This is a genomic window from Tropicibacter alexandrii (assembly GCF_003667315.2).
Lineage (GTDB): Bacteria > Pseudomonadota > Alphaproteobacteria > Rhodobacterales > Rhodobacteraceae > Tropicibacter > Tropicibacter alexandrii.
Map to the genome: position 1 here is coordinate 37,544 of NZ_RCTZ02000027.1, position 16,834 is coordinate 54,377.

20 protein-coding genes are annotated in these 16,834 nt (G+C 63.4%); 13 read left to right on the top strand and 7 right to left on the bottom strand.

Annotated features, from left to right (window positions below):
• Positions 1-9: 9 nt before the first annotated feature.
• From D8Z78_RS22030 to pcaQ, 4 genes are all read right to left on the bottom strand, one after another.
• Positions 10-348, bottom strand: coding sequence for a tRNA-binding protein (locus D8Z78_RS22030; RefSeq protein WP_121630469.1), 339 nt, complete (start codon positions 346-348; stop codon positions 10-12).
• Complete coding sequence (gene proC / locus D8Z78_RS22035) at positions 341-1,153, bottom strand: pyrroline-5-carboxylate reductase (RefSeq protein ID WP_121630470.1); 813 nt, start codon at positions 1,151-1,153, stop codon at positions 341-343. The genes D8Z78_RS22030 and proC overlap by 8 nt, the downstream gene beginning before the upstream one ends.
• 73 nt (positions 1,154-1,226) lie before the next feature.
• Positions 1,227-1,727, bottom strand: a complete 501-nt coding sequence (locus D8Z78_RS22040; protein WP_121630471.1) for a type III secretion system chaperone family protein — start codon at positions 1,725-1,727, stop codon at positions 1,227-1,229.
• Positions 1,728-1,911: 184 nt separating this feature from the next.
• Positions 1,912-2,820: a pca operon transcription factor PcaQ gene (gene pcaQ / locus D8Z78_RS22045; RefSeq protein ID WP_240672217.1), complete on the bottom strand. Its 909-nt coding sequence runs from the start codon at positions 2,818-2,820 to the stop codon at positions 1,912-1,914.
• Between the two features lie 90 nt (positions 2,821-2,910).
• Between pcaQ and pobA the strand changes: the two genes are divergently transcribed.
• The 5 genes from pobA (at position 2,911) to D8Z78_RS22070 (ending at position 6,852) form a co-directional block, all read left to right on the top strand.
• Positions 2,911-4,080 (top strand): 4-hydroxybenzoate 3-monooxygenase, encoded by a 1,170-nt coding sequence (pobA, locus tag D8Z78_RS22050; protein ID WP_121630473.1) that lies wholly within the window; start codon positions 2,911-2,913, stop codon positions 4,078-4,080.
• Positions 4,081-4,090: 10 nt separating this feature from the next.
• Positions 4,091-4,468 (top strand): 4-carboxymuconolactone decarboxylase, encoded by a 378-nt coding sequence (pcaC, locus tag D8Z78_RS22055; RefSeq protein ID WP_121630474.1) that lies wholly within the window; start codon positions 4,091-4,093, stop codon positions 4,466-4,468.
• A 33-nt stretch (positions 4,469-4,501) separates the two neighbouring features.
• Positions 4,502-5,230: a protocatechuate 3,4-dioxygenase subunit beta gene (gene pcaH, locus D8Z78_RS22060; protein WP_121630475.1), complete on the top strand. Its 729-nt coding sequence runs from the start codon at positions 4,502-4,504 to the stop codon at positions 5,228-5,230.
• Between the two features lie 104 nt (positions 5,231-5,334).
• Positions 5,335-5,949 (top strand): protocatechuate 3,4-dioxygenase subunit alpha, encoded by a 615-nt coding sequence (gene pcaG, locus D8Z78_RS22065; protein ID WP_121630500.1) that lies wholly within the window; start codon positions 5,335-5,337, stop codon positions 5,947-5,949.
• A gap of 72 nt (positions 5,950-6,021) precedes the next feature.
• A complete protein-coding gene (locus D8Z78_RS22070; RefSeq protein WP_121630476.1) occupies positions 6,022-6,852 on the top strand; it encodes a 3-oxoadipate:acetyl-CoA acetyltransferase in 831 nt (276 codons plus the stop codon).
• A gap of 38 nt (positions 6,853-6,890) precedes the next feature.
• On the opposite strand, the gene D8Z78_RS22075 is transcribed toward D8Z78_RS22070, so the two are convergent.
• Together D8Z78_RS22075 and D8Z78_RS22080 are read right to left on the bottom strand one after the other, a co-directional pair.
• Positions 6,891-7,418, bottom strand: coding sequence for a DUF3859 domain-containing protein (locus D8Z78_RS22075; protein WP_121630477.1), 528 nt, complete (start codon positions 7,416-7,418; stop codon positions 6,891-6,893).
• A gap of 129 nt (positions 7,419-7,547) precedes the next feature.
• The gene (locus tag D8Z78_RS22080; RefSeq protein WP_121630478.1) at positions 7,548-9,146 is read right to left on the bottom strand and encodes a phosphoenolpyruvate carboxykinase; all 1,599 of its coding nucleotides are present in this window, start codon (positions 9,144-9,146) and stop codon (positions 7,548-7,550) included.
• 362 nt (positions 9,147-9,508) lie between these two features.
• On the opposite strand from D8Z78_RS22080, the gene D8Z78_RS22085 reads away from it, so the two are divergent.
• Genes D8Z78_RS22085 through D8Z78_RS22115 form a run of 7 tightly spaced genes read left to right on the top strand, consistent with a single transcriptional unit; the run spans position 9,509 to position 14,896 of the window.
• A complete protein-coding gene (locus tag D8Z78_RS22085; RefSeq protein WP_121630479.1) occupies positions 9,509-10,210 on the top strand; it encodes a response regulator transcription factor in 702 nt (233 codons plus the stop codon).
• A gap of 3 nt (positions 10,211-10,213) precedes the next feature.
• Positions 10,214-11,935: a sensor histidine kinase gene (locus D8Z78_RS22090; protein ID WP_206169725.1), complete on the top strand. Its 1,722-nt coding sequence runs from the start codon at positions 10,214-10,216 to the stop codon at positions 11,933-11,935.
• A 3-nt stretch (positions 11,936-11,938) separates the two neighbouring features.
• Entirely contained in the window at positions 11,939-12,355 is a 417-nt protein-coding gene (locus D8Z78_RS22095) for an HPr kinase/phosphorylase (protein WP_240672218.1), read from the top strand.
• Entirely contained in the window at positions 12,355-13,266 is a 912-nt protein-coding gene (gene rapZ / locus D8Z78_RS22100) for an RNase adapter RapZ (RefSeq protein WP_121630480.1), read from the top strand. The genes D8Z78_RS22095 and rapZ overlap by 1 nt, the downstream gene beginning before the upstream one ends.
• Positions 13,267-13,665: a PTS sugar transporter subunit IIA gene (locus tag D8Z78_RS22105; RefSeq protein WP_121630481.1), complete on the top strand. Its 399-nt coding sequence runs from the start codon at positions 13,267-13,269 to the stop codon at positions 13,663-13,665.
• Between the two features lie 40 nt (positions 13,666-13,705).
• Entirely contained in the window at positions 13,706-13,984 is a 279-nt protein-coding gene (locus tag D8Z78_RS22110; protein ID WP_121630482.1) for an HPr family phosphocarrier protein, read from the top strand.
• Between the two features lie 30 nt (positions 13,985-14,014).
• Complete coding sequence (locus D8Z78_RS22115) at positions 14,015-14,896, top strand: lysophospholipid acyltransferase family protein (RefSeq protein ID WP_121630483.1); 882 nt, start codon at positions 14,015-14,017, stop codon at positions 14,894-14,896.
• A gap of 48 nt (positions 14,897-14,944) precedes the next feature.
• On the opposite strand, the gene D8Z78_RS22120 is transcribed toward D8Z78_RS22115, so the two are convergent.
• Positions 14,945-15,820 (bottom strand): 3-hydroxybutyryl-CoA dehydrogenase, encoded by an 876-nt coding sequence (locus D8Z78_RS22120; RefSeq protein ID WP_121630484.1) that lies wholly within the window; start codon positions 15,818-15,820, stop codon positions 14,945-14,947.
• 155 nt (positions 15,821-15,975) lie between these two features.
• Between D8Z78_RS22120 and D8Z78_RS22125 the strand changes: the two genes are divergently transcribed.
• A complete protein-coding gene (locus tag D8Z78_RS22125; protein WP_164933064.1) occupies positions 15,976-16,803 on the top strand; it encodes a DUF6473 family protein in 828 nt (275 codons plus the stop codon).
• The last annotated feature ends 31 nt before the right edge of the window (positions 16,804-16,834 follow it).

The following is a 16,834-nucleotide window of genomic DNA, read 5'->3' on the forward strand; positions in this document are numbered from 1 at the left end:
CCGGGCGCGTCAGTGCATCCGCCCACCGTCGGGCACCGGCTGATCCGGGGCCAGCAGCACGATGCCGCCATCCGGGTCTGCCAGGCCCAGAACCAGAACTTCGGACATGAATTTGCCGATCTGGCGGGGTGGGAAGTTCACCACCCCCATGACCTGCCGCCCGACCAGCGTTTCGGGCGTGTAATGCGCCGTGACCTGTGCCGAGGTTTTGCGCTCGCCGATCTCGGGGCCGAAGTCGATCCACATCTTGATCGCCGGTTTGCGCGCCTCCGGGTAGGGCTCGGCGCGGATCACGGTGCCGACGCGGATATCGACCTTGAGGAAGTCGTCAAAGGTGATCTCAGCCATTGGCCAGCTCCCGCGATCTGTCCGCTGCCGCCGCCACGGTCGCCTTCATCAGCGCGGGCAAGGCATCCTCGGCCATCAGCACCTCCAGCCCGGCCTGCGTGGTGCCGTTGGGCGAGGTGACGTTGACCCGCAGTTCCGCCGGGTCCTCGTCCGCCTGCATCGCCAGCGCACCGGCGCCCGCGACGGTGGCCTTGGCCAGCGCCATCGCCAGATCGGGGGCCAAGCCCTGCGCCTCGCCCGCCGCGGCCAGACATTCGATCATGTGAAACACATAGGCGGGGCCGGAACCGCTGACCCCGGTCACGGCGTCCATCTGGTCCTCGCCTTCCAGCCGGACCACCTGACCCACGGCGGACAGCAGCGCCTCGGCCTGCGTCAGATGCGTGTCCTTGGTGGAGCCGTTGCCGATGATCGCCGTGATCCCCTGACCCACGGCGGCGGGTGTGTTGGGCATGGCGCGGATGATCGGCGTTTGCGCCCCCAGCATCCGCTCATAGGTCGCAATGCCGATCCCCGCCGCGACCGACAGGAACAGCGTCGTGCCATTGCCCATCGCCTGCAAGGCAGGCAGCGCTTCGGCCATCATCTGGGGTTTCACAGCGATCAGGACGATGGCGGGGTCGGCGGGCAGGTCTTGATTCACATGCACGCCCTGCGCTTGCACCCAATCCGACGGAAACGGGTCCTGCACCCAGACCGATCCGGCAGGCAAGCCCTTGGCCAGCCAACCGGCCAGCATCGCGGACCCCATCTTGCCACATCCCAAAAGCACCAGCCCGCGCCGGGCGATCTCGCTATCCTGCATCACGTTGCCTCCTGTGTTCGTGACAGGGGTAACGAAGGCCGACGATTTTTAGAATGAAAATCGTCACCGCGCCTCAGGCGCGGCCATAGGCCTCGGCAATCGCGATCTTCATCGCCTCCTGTGCGCTCTTGTCCGTCCAGCTCATCAGCTGGAACGCCGGGTAATAGCGCTCGGCGCTCAGCACGGCGGCGGTGATCATCGTGTCGATCTGTTCGGGCGAGGCGATATTGCCGCCCGCCAACACCAGACCGTAGCGATAGACCATCAGCTTGGGTTCCGCCCAATAGCTGAATGCGCCCGCCCAGCATTGATCGTTCACGAGGTTCAGCCCCTCGTAGAGCACCGGCAGCTTGGCCTCCGGCGGCTCCATTTCAAAGGAGCAGATCATCCGCAGGGTTTCATCCCGGTGCGACCAGGCCAGCGTGATCGAATAGGTGCGCCACTGGCCTTCGACCGCCATGGCGATCTGGTCGTCGCCGATCCGGTCGAAATCCCAGTCATTGTGCGACGCGATATGTTCGACGATGTCGATGGGATGCAGGTCGTCGGACAGGTAATGCTCGGATAGGGCCATGCCGCCACCTCATTTTGTTTGTTGCGCTTGGGTCATGGTCGTGCCCAAGCACTTGGTCACCGCTCTAGGGTCTGCGGGATGTTACACGCGCCCTTACAAGATATGGTGCCAGTTGGGTGAGTCGGCTGTAAAGTGAAAATTTGTTGATAACTTCGGAAATCTGTGGGCGATTCGCGAATCGGGCTCAATTTCGGGGCGTGACGTCCTGCAAGGCGCGGGTGAACAGCTGTGCGCTGCGCGAAGGTGCGGCGTCGGGCAGGGTCATCAGCCCCACCGGGCCTGCGGTCAGGCTCAGGTCCAGTGGCAGGGCGAACAAGCGACCATCCGCCAGATCCTGCGCGACCACCCCTTCGGAGATGAACCACAACGCCGTTGCCACCCGCATGTAGTTGCGCCCGAACGCGCCCGAGACGCATTCGATCCGGTCGGCAAAGGCCCCCAGCCCATGCGCGACACACCATCGGTCGATCAGGGGGCGGATCGCGGCGCCCTCGGGCGGGTAGAGCATGGCCCAGCCTTGCAGGTCCTGCGGGGCAATCGCCTGCCCGATCAGCGGATGGCCGGGCGAGGCGACGCAAACCACGCGTTCCTCGTAGAGTTGGGTGAAAGACAGGCCGGTCATCATCTCGGCCGTGCCCATGCGCCCGATCACCATGTCCAGCCGCCCGGCGCGCAGCTCGCCGGTCAGCGCGCCATGCGCCCCGTCGCGCAGGTGCAGGCGGGTGTCGGGGGACAGATCGCGAAAGCGCGCGACGGCCTCGGGCATCAGCCTAGCGGCAACCGAGGGCAGCGACCCCACGCGCAGAACCTCGGCCCCGCCTTGGCGCAACGCCTTCACACCATCGAAGCCGCGCCGTAGCGCCGCAAGGCTTTGGCCTGCGAATTCCAGAAAGACATCGCCCTCGGGGGTCATGCGGATGCCGCTGCGGTCGCGCTCCATCAGGGTCGCGCCAAGGATGTCCTCCAACTCTTTCAGCGTCTTGGACAGGGCGGGCTGCGACAGGTTCAGTTCCGCGCAGGCGGCCTTCAGGCTGCCTTGGCGGGCGATGGCCGATAGCGCCTCCATATGGCGTATCTTGATACGGCGGTCCACTTGGTTTCCTTTTTTGACAAGTATACGCGCCAAATCGCAATTTTACATGCCCAAAAGGTTCAGTCTAAATCCCCGCCAACGGAGGATCATATGAAGACTCAGGTTTGCATCATCGGCGGCGGCCCATCCGGCCTGCTGTTGTCCCAACTTCTGCACCGCAAGGGCATCGACAGCATCGTGCTGGAGCGCAAGACCAAGGACTATGTGCTGGGGCGCATCCGCGCTGGCATCCTTGAGAAAGGCATGCTGCACCTGATGCGCGAGGCTGGCGTGGGCGAGCGGATGGACCGCGAGGGCTTTGTCCACGAGGGCACGGTGATTTCCTACGGGGATGAGCAGTTCACCGTCAATTTCAAGGACACCATCGGTGAGACGGTCATGGTCTACGGCCAGACCGAAGTGACGCGCGACCTCTATGCGGCGCGCGAGGCGGCGGGCGGGCAGATCGTCTTCAACGTGGATCAGGTGGTGATCCATGGCGCCGACAGTGACGCGCCGTTTGTCACCTACGATGTGGACGGCGACCCGCAGCGCATCGATTGCGACTATGTGGCGGGCTGTGACGGGTTTCACGGGGTCAGCCGCCAGACCATCCCGCTGGATGTGCGCAAAGAATACGAAAAGGTTTATCCCTTTGGCTGGCTGGGCATCCTGTCGGAAACCCCGCCCGTGCATGAGGAACTGATCTATGCAAGCTCCGAGCGCGGTTTTGCCCTGTGTTCGATGCGCAATGACAACCTGTCGCGCTACTACATCCAGTGCTCGCTGTCCGATAGTCCCGACGACTGGACGGACGAGGCGTTCTGGGAGGAACTCAAACGCCGCATCCCGTCTGACGCCGCCGACCGTCTGGTGACGGGCCCCAGCATCGAGAAAAGTATCGCGCCGCTGCGGTCTTTCGTGACCGAACCCATGCGCTGGGGGCGGCTGTTCTTGTGTGGCGATGCGGCGCATATCGTGCCGCCGACCGGGGCCAAGGGGCTGAACACCGCGGCAAGCGACATCCACTACCTGTATCACGGGCTGACCCAATTCTATCACGAGGGCGACAGCGCGGGTCTGGATGGCTATTCCGAAAAGGCGCTGGCCCGCATCTGGAAGGCCGAACGCTTCAGCTGGTGGATGACCTCGCTGCTGCACCGCTTCCCGGATCAGTCGGAATTCGACCTGAAGATGCAGCGCGCGGAAATCGAATTCCTGCGCACGAACAAGGCCGCCCAGCAGGCGATGGCCGAGAACTATGTCGGCTTGCCGTATTGAGGAGCGCACCATGACCAACCGTTACGACGCCGGGATGAAGGTCCGCCGCGAGGTTCTGGGCGACGCCCATGTGGACCGCGCCGAGGCCGCCAAGACCAAGCTGGATGAACCCTTTCAGGAGATGATCACCGAAACCGCATGGGGGAGCCTCTGGGCGAATGATCGGATCACGCGCCGGGAACGGTCGATGCTGACGCTGGCGCTGCTGGCGGCCTGCAAGAATTTCGAGGAAATCCCCATGCATTTGCGCGCCGCCACCCGCACCGGGGCCAGCCGCGAAGACATCATGGAGGCGTTTCAGCACGTGGCGGTTTACGCGGGCGTCCCGGCGGCCAATCATGCGATCAAGCTGGCCAAGCAGACCTGGGCCGAACTCGACCAAGCATAACCGGGAACGCGCATTCCTGAGGAGGAGACAACCATGCCGCTCAAAGGCGAATTCTACCAGCGGGACCGCGAATGGCATCCCAAGGCCTATACGCACGATTACAAGACCTCGGTGGCGCGCTCGCCGCGCCAGTCGCTGATCTCGCTCGAAAACACCGTGTCCGAGATCACCGGCCCGCGTTTCGGGCATGGCGATATCGACCCCGGCGACAATGACCTGATCTACAATTACGCGCAGTCGGGCGAAAGCGCGATCGGCGAGCGGATCATCCTGCACGGCCGGGTTCTGGACGAAAACGCGCGCCCGGTGCCGAACACGCTGGTCGAGATCTGGCAGGCCAATGCGGGCGGGCGCTATCGCCACAAGAAGGATACCTATCTCGCCCCCATCGACCCCAACTTTGGCGGCTGCGGGCGCACGATCACCGACGAGAACGGCTATTACTTCTTTCGCACGGTCAAGCCCGGCGCTTATCCGTGGCGCAACTGGGTGAACAGCTGGCGCCCGGCGCATATCCACGTCTCGATCTTTGGCACGGCCTTCGCGCAGCGCCTGATCACGCAATGCTATTTCGAGGGTGACCCGCTGATCCCGCATTGCCCCATCCTGAAGACCGTCCCGATGCAGGAGGGGATCGAGCAATTGACCGCCGCGCTGGACCTGAACGCGACGATCCCGCTGGATACGATCGCCTATAAGTTCGACATCGTGCTGCGTGGACGGCGCTCGACGCTGTTCGAAAACCGTCTCGAAGGGAACTGACATCTGTCCCTTGCGCTGCACGCCCCGGGCCTGACCCGGGGCCTCATGGCCAAGGTGGAGGTCCCGGGTCAAGCCCGGGACGCGTGACAAGAGGAATGCAAGACATGGTACAGAAGCTGGATTATCTCAAGGAAACCCCCTCGCAGACCGCTGGCCCTTACGTCCATATCGGCCTTGCGCCGGGGGCGGCGGGCTTTGACATCTACAAACAGGAGCTGGGCTGGGACATCGCCGGGCCGAACGCGGCTGGCGAACGTATCCGGGTGCAGGGGCTGGTGATCGACGGCATGGGCGCGCCCGTCAAGGACGTGCTTCTGGAGGCGTGGCAGGCCAATGCCTCCGGCGTCTATGCGCATGAGGAAAGCACCGGCGAGGTCGAGGACGGCTTTCGCGGCTGGGGCCGCGTCATCACCGATTTCGACACGGGCGAGTGGGGCTTTGACACGGTCAAGCCGGGTCCCGTGCCGGGCCGCTACGGGTCGACGCAGGCCCCGCATATCAACCTGTGGATCGTGGCGCGTGGCATCAATGTGGGGCTGAACACGCGGCTTTACTTCGAGGACGAAGACAACAGCGCCGATCCGGTGCTGAACGGCATCGAATGGGTCAACCGTCGCAGCACCCTGATCGCCAAACGCACCGAACGGGAGGGCAAGGTGGTCTACCGCTTTGACATCCGCCTTCAGGGCGAGGGCGAGACGGTCTTTTTCGACATCTGAATTCACGTTATTAACCGTGGCCCCCTGCCGACCGGGCGGGGGGCCAAGCTACGTCATCCCCCGAGGAAAGCCATGACCAAACCCTGCATCATCTGCGTCGCCATCACCGGCTCTGTCCCGCGCAAGGCCGACAACCCCGCCGTGCCGATTTCCGTCTCCGAGCAGGTCGAAAGCACGCAGGCCGCGTTCGAGGCGGGGGCCACGATCATGCACGCCCATGTGCGCAACCCGGATGAGACCCCGACCTCGGACCCTGAGCTGTTCGCCCAGCTGGTCGAGGGGATCAAGAAGCACTGCCCCGGCATGATCATCCAGCTGTCCACGGGGGGCCGGTCGGGCGCGGGTAAAACACGTGGCGGCATGCTGCCCTTGTGGCCCGATATGGCCTCCCTGTCGGTGGGATCGAACAACTTCCCGACGCGGGTCTATGAGAACCCGCCCGATCTGGTTGACTGGCTGGCCTCGGAAATGAAGACCTATGAGGTCAAGCCCGAGATCGAGGCGTTCGACCTGTCGCATATCTTCAAGGCCGCCGAGATGAACCGCGACGGGCGCATCCCCGGCAAGCTGTATGTGCAATTCGTCATGGGGGTGAAGAACGCGATGCCTTGTGACCGTGAGGTCTTTGACTACTACATCAAGACGGTGCAGCGCCTTGCGCCGGATGCCGAATGGTGCGCGGCGGGGATCGGGCGTCACCAGATCGAGGTCAATGAATGGTGCATCGCCAGTGGCGGCCACACGCGGACCGGGCTTGAGGACAATGTGCGTCTCGACAAATCCACCCTTGCCCCGTCGAATGCGGCGCTGGTGCAGCGCGCGGTCGACCTGTGCGAGAAATACGAGCGTCCCGTGGCGACGGCGGCGCAGGCGCGTGAGATTCTCGGCTTGCGCGCGGCCTGACCCAGAGGCCCCGGGTCAGGCCCGGGGCTGCCGCGCGCCTAGCCCATCAGTTTCGCGCCGAAGCAGGTCTGTTGCACGGCGGGCACGGTCCCTGCGGGGAAGACGGTAAAGCGCTGCTCCAGCAGCGTCGTGTCGCCAGAGACCAGCTTGAAGACCCACGACCCCTGCACCCGTTCGTAATCGTGTTCGAAGGTGAAGAGGTTGACCATGGTCGCGCCGGCATTGGCCTCGGCCTGCCAGCGTTCGACCGTCACCGCGTTGGGCCCCATGGGCGGATGTTCGACCACGACCCACAGATCGTCCAGCGCATGCCCCGGTTCCAGCGTCGCCCGGATGCCGAAGGACAGGCCGATCTCTGCCGGGACTGCCGTGGTGATCACGTCGATCTCGCGCTGCTGGTCGATGATGTTGAGAATGCCGGACTCGGTTCCGGGGGCCTCGCGTCTGCCCTCCAGCGTGACCTCGCAGATCACGCCATGGCCCTCAAGGACAAGCGGGGCTTCGACAAAGCCGCCTTGGGCAAAGGCGGGCAGGCCGAGAACGAGAAGGGGCAGGCTGCGCAGCATCGTCTCACCTTTGGATCACTGCCCCTGACTAACATGCCGCGTCCCGTGTGACAGGTCAGAAATGCCTGACCTCTGAAACGTGAAAGGCCCCCCGCGATGCGGAGGGCCCTGAACACGGTGCCGAAACGATCAGCCGATGGCGACGGCTTTCACGTCTTCGTCGATGTAGGGCACGTACTGTTCGAAGTTGTCCGCGAACATCTGCACCAGCTTCTGGGCCTGCGCGTCATAGCCGGCCTTGTCGTCCCATGTCTTGCGCGGGTCGAGCAGCAGCTCGGGCACGCCTTCGACATGCACGGGAACCTCGAAGCCGAAATTGGCGTCCTTGCGGAACTCGGCATCGTTGAGCGAGCCGTTCAGCGCGGCGGTCAGCAGGGCGCGGGTGGCCTTGATCGGCATGCGCGAGCCGGTGCCGTAGGCACCACCGGTCCAGCCGGTGTTCACCAGCCAGCAGGTCGCGCCGTGCTTGGCGATCTTGTCGCGCAGCAGGTTGCCATAGGCCTCGGGGCGGCGCGGCATGAAGGGCGCGCCAAAGCAGGTCGAGAAGGTGGGTTCCGGCTCGGTCACGCCGCGCTCGGTCCCGGCGACCTTGGAGGTGAAGCCCGACAGGAAGTGGTACATCGCCTGCGCCGGTGTCAGACGCGCGATCGGGGGCAGCACGCCGAACGCGTCACAGGTCAGCATGATGATGTTCTTGGGGTGGCCACCCAGCGCGGTTTTCGATGCATTCGAGATGTAATGCAGCGGGTAGGCGCAGCGCATGTTCGCGGTCAGGCTGTCATCCTCGAAATCCAGATCAAAGGTTTCCGGGTCGAAGATCATGTTCTCGATCACGGTGCCGAACTTCTCGGTCGTGGCGTAGATTTCCGGCTCGGCTTCGGGGGACAGGCTGATGGTCTTGGCATAGCAGCCGCCCTCGAAGTTGAAGGTGCCGCGATCCGACCAGCCGTGTTCGTCGTCGCCGATCAGCACGCGATCGGGGTCGGCGGACAGGGTGGTCTTGCCGGTGCCCGACAGACCAAAGAAGATGGCGGTGTCGACCGGGTTGCCCTTGGCATGGTTGGCCGAGCAATGCATCGCCATGATGCCCTTGCCGGGCAGGATGTAGTTCAGCAGGGTGAAGATCGATTTCTTGTTCTCACCCGCGTATTCGGTGTTCGCGATCAGGATGCGCTTCTTGTCGAAGTTCATCGCGACGACGGTGTCGGTGCGGCAGCCATGCTTGGCCGGGTCGGCCTTGAAGCTGGGGCAGTTGATGACGGTCCAATCAGCCTCGAAGCTGTCCAGATCCTCGCGGTCCGGACGGCGCAGCATGTGGCGGCAGAAGAGGCCATGCCAAGCCAGCTCGGTCACCATGCGCACGTCGATGGCGTTTTGCGGGTCGGCCCCGCCCACCAGATCCTGCACGTAGTAGTCGCGGCCCTTCATGTGCTCGATCATGTCGGCCTCAAGCGCGTCGAAGCCCTCGGGCGCCATGGGCGCGTTGTTTTCCCACCAGATCGAGTCCTCGACCGAAGGGGTGCGCACGATGAACTTGTCCTTGGGCGACCGGCCGGTGAACTTGCCGGTGGTCACAAGGAACGATCCGCCCTTGCCCAGCGTGCCTTCGCCACGTTTCAGCGCCGCTTCGATCAGAGCGGGCTCCATGAGGTTGTAATAGACATTGCCCAGACCTTCGATCCCTTGATCCTCGAGTCTGAATTGCGGGTTTACCCGTCCGAATGTCATCTGCCTAGCTCCTGTAGCTCGCTCTGAGAAATATTCTTTCGTCGGGCTGATGAGGCCTTCCGAGAAATTTCCTATAGCACGCCGTTTTTCGGCATGAACAGGACGTAAACGCGCAGTTAGCGCTAGCGGGGGCAGGTTTGCGCAAACACCGTTCCGCGTTATCGGTACCAAGGCGAAACCTTGCCGAGACTGTTTCAATGGTTCGGAAACAGGTGAGGCTTTTTAGCCATTCCTTTGCCAAATTCGGCTGCAATGGTGGCAGCACGGTGTCCTGATTCGCAGATTGGGATTGCTGTAAAGCGAAAATTGACTGATAGTGGACGAAAAAACAGGCAGTTCAGAGCAGTATAAGGACAAGCACAATGTCTAAGATCGCCCTTGTGGACGATGACAGGAATATTCTGACATCCGTATCGATGACCCTCGAGGCCGAGGGTTTCGAGGTTGAGACCTATAATGACGGGCAGGCCGCGCTCGACGCCTTCAACAAGAAGATGCCCGATATGGCCGTCTTCGACATCAAGATGCCGCGCATGGACGGCATGGACCTGCTGCAGCGCGTCCGCCAGAAATCCAAGATGCCGGTGATCTTCCTGACCTCCAAGGACGATGAGATCGACGAGGTTCTGGGCCTGCGCATGGGCGCCGACGACTACGTGAAAAAGCCGTTCAGCCAGCGTCTGTTGGTGGAACGCATCCGCGCCCTGCTGCGCCGCCAGGAGGCGGTGGCCGGTGATGTCGTCGGCGACACCGAAGACACCAAGCTGATGACCCGCGGTTCCCTGACGATGGACCCGCTGCGCCACGCGGTGACGTGGAAGGGCAACGACGTGTCGCTGACCGTGACCGAATTCCTGCTGTTGCAGGCGCTTGCGCAGCGTCCCGGCTTCGTCAAGTCGCGCGACCAGTTGATGGACGTGGCCTATGACGATCAGGTCTATGTCGACGACCGTACCATCGACAGCCATATCAAGCGGTTGCGGAAGAAGATGCGCACCGCCGACCCGGAGTTTTCGGCTATCGAAACGCTCTACGGGATCGGCTATCGTTACAACGAAGAGTAACGGATGGCCCTGGCCGAGCGGATAGACATGGACGACGATCAAATCGATCGCCGCGATTCCGATGTTGTCTTGGGCGATGACTGGATCGCCCCGGACAGCACGGTCGAAAAGGAGCTGCGCGACAGTCGCGCGCGGCGCGGCCTTTTCACGCTCAATCGCTCGCCTCTGACCCGCAAGATCATCACCTTCAACCTGATCGCCTTGAACGTGCTGGCGGCGGGTATCCTCTGGCTGAACTCGTCGCGCGACACGCTCGCGATCCAGCGGGTCAATGCCCTGCAAGCCGAGGTCGAGCTGATTGCCGACGCGCTCGAGGCGCAGATGCCCGCCGACGCTGCCCTAGAGTTGGGTACGACCGACGGGCTCGATGTCGGCCGGATCGTCGCCGGGCTGGAACTGCGGCGCGGCACGCAGGTTCTGATATATGACAGCGCCAATTTCCTCGTCGGCGAGGCGACGGGAACGATGGCGCCGATGCTCCGGACGGAGAACGAGGATCGCGGGTCGACCCTGATCTCGGATTTCCTGAACACCGTCTGGTCCTCTGTGTCGGGGCTTTTTTCGTATTTCGACGCCGAACCCGACCTCGTGCTCGAGGACAAGCTGCGCCGGATGATCGAGGCCGGCGATCCGACCCTGACGCGGGTCGAGCAGGGTACCGGCACGCAGGGTGAAACCCTGTTCCACGCATTTTCCCCGGTCAGGGCTGGCGACCTCATCCTTGGTACGGTGGCGCTGGTGTCCCCGGCTGCGGAAATCGACGCTGCCGTCAGCGCCGAGCGCGAACGCGTCTTGCAGATGTTCGTGATCGCCACGCTGGTGTCGATCGGGCTCAGCCTCGTTCTGGCCTCGACCATCGCCAACCCGATTTCCGATCTGGCCGACGCGGCGGAGATCGGGCGGGACCGCAACCGCAAGCACAAGACAACGGGCCGCATCCGCATCCCGGACCTGACCGCGCGACCCGATGAGATCGGACGCCTCTCTGGTGCGTTGCGCGGCATGGTCAGCGCGCTTTATGACCGGATCGACAGCAACGAACAGTTTGCCGCCGATGTCGCGCACGAGATCAAGAACCCGCTTGCCAGCCTGCGCTCTGCCGTGGGGTCGCTGCGAATGGTCAAGAAAGAGGAGCACCGGACCAAGCTGCTGGACGTGATCGACCATGACGTGCGGCGCCTCGACCGCCTCGTCAGCGACATCTCGAACGCGTCGCGGCTCGACAGCGAACTGGTCAAGGAAGAAGAGCAGGAATTCGACCTGCTCAAGATGATCGGCAACATCACCGAATTCCTCAGCGAGGACGCCCGCAAGAAGGGGGTCGAGTTCATCACCGATCTGCCGAAACGCCCCATCCAGATCAACGGGTTGGAGGCGCGGCTGGCGCAGGTTTTCGTCAACCTGATCACCAATGCCATCTCGTTCTGCGAGGATGGCGACGCGATCCGCGTCTGGGCACGCCGCCGCGACAACCGTGTCCTCGTGGTGGTCGAGGATACCGGCCCCGGCATCCCGGAAGAGGCGCTGCAAAAGATCTTCAAACGTTTCTACACCTCGCGTCCGCAATCGGATTTCGGCAACAATTCCGGTCTTGGGTTGGCGATTTCCAAGCAGATCGTCGAGGCCCATGGCGGCGTCATCTGGGCCGAGAACATCCGTCCGACCGAGGCCGACGTCACCAGCGAACCGCTGGGTGCCCGCTTCGTTGTCGGCCTGCCGATCTGAGCCGTGCCGATCCTCCATGCCAGCTGCGTCGCCATCGGCGAGCGCGCCCTGCTGATTCGTGGCCCTTCGGGCAGCGGCAAGTCGTCTCTGGCGCTGGAAATGATGGCGCGTGGCGCGACCTTGGTCGCCGATGATCAAGTCGTGCTGACGGTCGATCAGGGCGGCCTGATCGCCGATGCTCCGACCGCGACCCGTGGCCTGATCGAAGCGCGGGGCATCGGGCTGTTGACCGCCATGACGACGGGCCCGACGCCTGTCGCGGCCTTGGTGGATCTCGCCCGGCAGGAACAGGACCGATTGCCGCAGGCACGCAGCATCCAGCTGTACGGGGTCACGCTGCCCTTGCTTCACAATTGCGCGTCCCCCTATTTTGCGGCAGGTCTCGTACAATATCTGAAGGGGGATCGAAGAGAAGTGTGATGACCCCTGAACGTCTGCCCAGCCAACGGATCGTCCTTGTCACCGGCCCCTCGGGCGCCGGGCGGTCAACGGCGATCAACGCGCTCGAGGATTTCGGCTTCGAGGCGATCGACAACATCCCGCTGTCGCTGATCCCCCGGCTGGTCGAGGGTGACTTGCTGCCGCGCCCGCTGGCGCTGGGGCTGGATGTCCGCAATCGCGATTTCAGCGCCGAAGGGGTGATCGAACTGCGGGACCTGTTGGCCGAACGCGACGGTCTGACCGCCGAATTGCTGTATCTCGACGCCGCACCCGAAGTCCTTGGCCGCCGCTATTCCGAGACGCGCAGGCGGCACCCACTGGCCCCGCATGACACGCCGGGCGAAGGGATCGCGCGTGAACTCGCCCTGCTGGACAACGCCCGCGCCCGGGCGGATATCGTCATCGACACGTCGAACCTGACCGTACACGATCTGCGCTCGGAGATGGAGGGATGGTTTGGGCAGACGACCGGGCAGGGCGTTGCGATCTCGGTCCAGAGCTTTTCCTACAAGCGTGGCCTGCCGCAGGGGCTGGACATGGCCTTTGACTGCCGCTTCCTGCGCAACCCCCATTGGGAGCCGGAGCTGCGCCCGCATACCGGGCTGGATTCCGACGTGGCGGCCTACGTGGCCGGTGATCCGCGCCATGACGCCTTTCACGAAAAGGTCGTCGATCTCATCTTGTTGTTGCTGCCAGCCGTCGTCGAAGAGGGCAAGGCGCATTTTTCCATCGGGTTCGGCTGTACCGGTGGCAAACATCGTTCGGTCACCCTTGCGGAAAGCGTCACGGCTGCTCTTGCGCAAGAGGGCTGGCGAGTGTCAACTAGGCATCGCGAGCTCGAACGGCGCGGGGTTCCCGCGGCGCGTGCGGATTTTGGAAAGGATCGCTGAGTGATCGGTATCGTGATCGTGGCACATGGGGGCCTGGCAAAGGAATATCTTGCCGCGGTCGAACATGTGGTGGGGCAACAGCCCGGCATGATCGCCATCGCGATCGAGGCGGATTGTGACCGGGTCCTGAAAGAGGCCGAGATCTGCGATGCGGCGGACCAGGTCGATCAGGGGCAGGGGGTCGTGGTCGTGACCGACATGTTCGGCGGCTCTCCGTCCAACCTGTCGTTGAACGCCTGTCGTCCCGATGACCGTCGCATTCTGTACGGTGCCAACCTGCCGATGCTGATCAAGCTTGCCAAGAGCCGCAACAAGACGGTGCCCGACGCGGTGCGTTCGGCGCTGGAGGCCGGGCGGAAATACATTGACAGTCAGAACGTTCCGGCCGATGCGTCCTGACGCTGGCCCCTTGCCTGACTGAAGAAACCAGGAACCCCCCATGTCCGACACCATCACCCGCACGTTGAAGATCGTGAACGAAAAGGGCTTGCACGCCCGCGCGTCGGCAAAACTGGTCGAGGTGGTCGAGGGCTTCGACGCCTGGGCCGAGGTGTCACGCGACGGCATGTCGGCCGGGGGGGACAGCATCATGGGGCTTTTGATGTTGGCAGCGGCCAAGGGAACCTCTATTGAGGTTCAGACTTCCGGCCCCGATGCCGAGGCGCTGGCCGATGCCATCGAGGCCTTGGTGGCGGACCGCTTCGGGGAGGACTGCTGATCCGGGGCGATCCCGGTGGGAGAGAGACACATGGTGGAGAGCAGCCAGGCGACGGTAGAGCGGACGGCGGCAACGCCGGCGCGGCCTGATGCACCCTATGACAAGCGCAGGGTCTCTTATGCCAACACCTTTCCCAACCCGTGGAAGGCCAACACCATCCGGGTGATGGAATGGCTGACCGGCAAGATCCCGTTGCTGCGCATGGTCCGCCGGTTCGAGCGCATGGGCCCCGCCGAGGGGCAGGCCTTCTGGAGCCAAGCGCTGGACATAATGGGGATCGAACTGACGACCCCGCCCGAGCAGATCGCCAACATCCCGCGCAAAGGCCCGGTGATCATCGTCGCAAACCACCCGCACGGGCTGGTCGATGGCATGGTTCTGGCCGAGCTGATCGGCCGCGTGCGGCAGGATTACAAGATCCTGACCCGCTCGCTGCTGACCGGGGTCAGCGAAGTCGAACAGTTCATGATCCCGGTGCCGTTTCCGCATGAACCCGACGCGCGCGAGCAGGGGCTCGAGATGCGGGCGAAGGCGATGGATCACCTCAAACAGGGCGGCGTGATCGTGCTGTTCCCCTCGGGCGTTGTGGCGCATTCGAAAACGTTCTGGGGGCCAGCGATCGAGGCGGGGTGGAACCCGTTCACCGCCAAGATGATCCAGCGGTCCGGGGCGACCGTGGTGCCGATCTACTTTCCCGGCCAGAACAGCCGCGCCTACCAGATCGCCAACAAGCTGTCGCCGACCATGCGTCAGGGCCTGTTGATCCACGAGGTCGTGCATGCCTGCAACCGCGCGCAGAAGCCGGTCGTCGGAAGCCCGATCTCGCCAGACCAGATCAAGTCGTTTCAGGGCGGTCCGCGTGACCTCGTGGCTTGGCTGCGCGACACGGTCCTGTCCTTGCGCGAGGGCTGAGCCCGGCGCATCTTGCCGTAGACCGGGGCCGAGCCCCGGCCCCCGCGATCAGCGTGTAGGCACCGGCTCATCCCCCCGGTAATCGTAGAAACCGCGCCCGGACTTGCGCCCCAGCCAGCCCGCCTCGACATATTTCGTCAGCAGCGGGCAGGGGCGGTATTTCGTATCCGCCAAGCCGTCATGCAGGACGTTCATGATCGCGAGGCAGGTGTCCAGCCCGATGAAATCCGCCAGTTCCAGCGGCCCCATCGGATGGTTCGCCCCCAGCTTCAGCGCCATATCGATGGAGCGGACGTTGCCCACACCCTCGTACAGCGTATAGCAGGCCTCGTTGATCATCGGGATCAGCACGCGGTTGACGATGAAGGCCGGGAAATCCTCGGCGCTGGCCGCGGTCTTGCCGAGTTTTTCGACCACGCCCAGACAGGCGTCATAGGTCTCCTTGTCGGTGGCGATGCCCCGGATCAGTTCGACCAACTGCATCAGCGGCACCGGGTTCATGAAATGGAACCCCATGAAGCGTTCGGGCCGGTCGGTGCGCGACGCAAGCCGCGTGATCGAGATCGACGAGGTGTTCGAGGTCAGGATGGTCTCGGGTTTCAGATCCGGTAGAAGTGTCTCGAAAATCTTGTGCTTGACGTCTTCACGCTCGGTCGCGGCCTCGATCACCAGATCGGTCTGGGCGACGTCCTTGAGCGACAGCGTCGTCACGATGCGCGCCATGGCACCGTCGCGATCCTCGGCGGCGATCTTCTCGCGGCTGACCTGACGATCAAGGTTCTTGCCGATCAGCGCCACGGCCTTGTCCAGCGCGTCTTGGCTGATGTCGTTGAGACGCACCTCGTAGCCCGCCAAAGCCATGACGTGGGCGATGCCATTGCCCATCTGCCCCGCGCCCACGACGCCCACCGATTTGATTTCCATGCGCGAAAGCCCTCTTGGTTGCGTGCCAACCATAGGCCTGCCCGCGACCCCGCCGCAAGGGCAGGCCGGGACAGTTCTAGACGGTTTTTACCATTAGCGAAATGGCAAGAGGTTTCGGTGATTCTCGGGATCGGGTGAAGAAAAAGGTGGGAACAATGTCGGTACACGGCGCGGGGCAAACGGCCCTGGAATACTATCCGTGCCGCTACGGTGCGTCACGCGTGCTGTTCAGGGGGCCAAAACGGGATCTCGATAAACCGTATATCGCCTTCGTTGGCGGAACAGAAACCTATGGTCGTTTCATACAGCAGCCCTTTCCGGCGCTGGTCGAACGACGGCTGGGGCTGCCCTGCGCCAATTTCGGCGTGGTCAATGCGGGGGTCGACCTGTACCTCAATGATCCGGTGGTCATGGGGCTGGTCGTTGGCGCACATGTGAAGGTGGTTCAGGTGATGGGCGCCCAGAACATGTCGAATCGCTATTACTCGGTCCATCCGCGGCGCAACGACCGCTTTCTCAAGGCGTCCGAGCGGCTTGAGACACTGTATCCAGAGGTCGATTTTACCGAATTCCATTTCGTGCGCCACATGCTGGGTCGCCTGCACGATCTATCGGATGACCGGTTTTCGGTCGTCGTGGACGAACTTCGCCAAGCATGGATTGCGCGGATGAAGAACGTGCTGACGCAGATCCGGGGGCGCGTGGTGCTGCTGTGGTTCGCCGATCAGCCGATCCCGTCGGAAATCTCGGCCCCGAATGCGCATGACCCGCTCTTCGTGACGCGCGAGATGATCGAGACGCTGCGCCCGAGGGTTTCGACGGTGATCGAGGCTGTCCCGGGGGCGGACACCTTGAAAGAGGGCACCAGTGGCATGGTTTTTTCGGATTTCGATGCCTGCGCCGCCGAGGAGCTGATGGGCCCCGCCGCGCATGGCTTTGTCGCGGACACGCTGTGCGAGCACCTCAACGGAATGCTGGGCTGAACCTTCGCGCTCGTCCAAAGAAAAAGGCTCG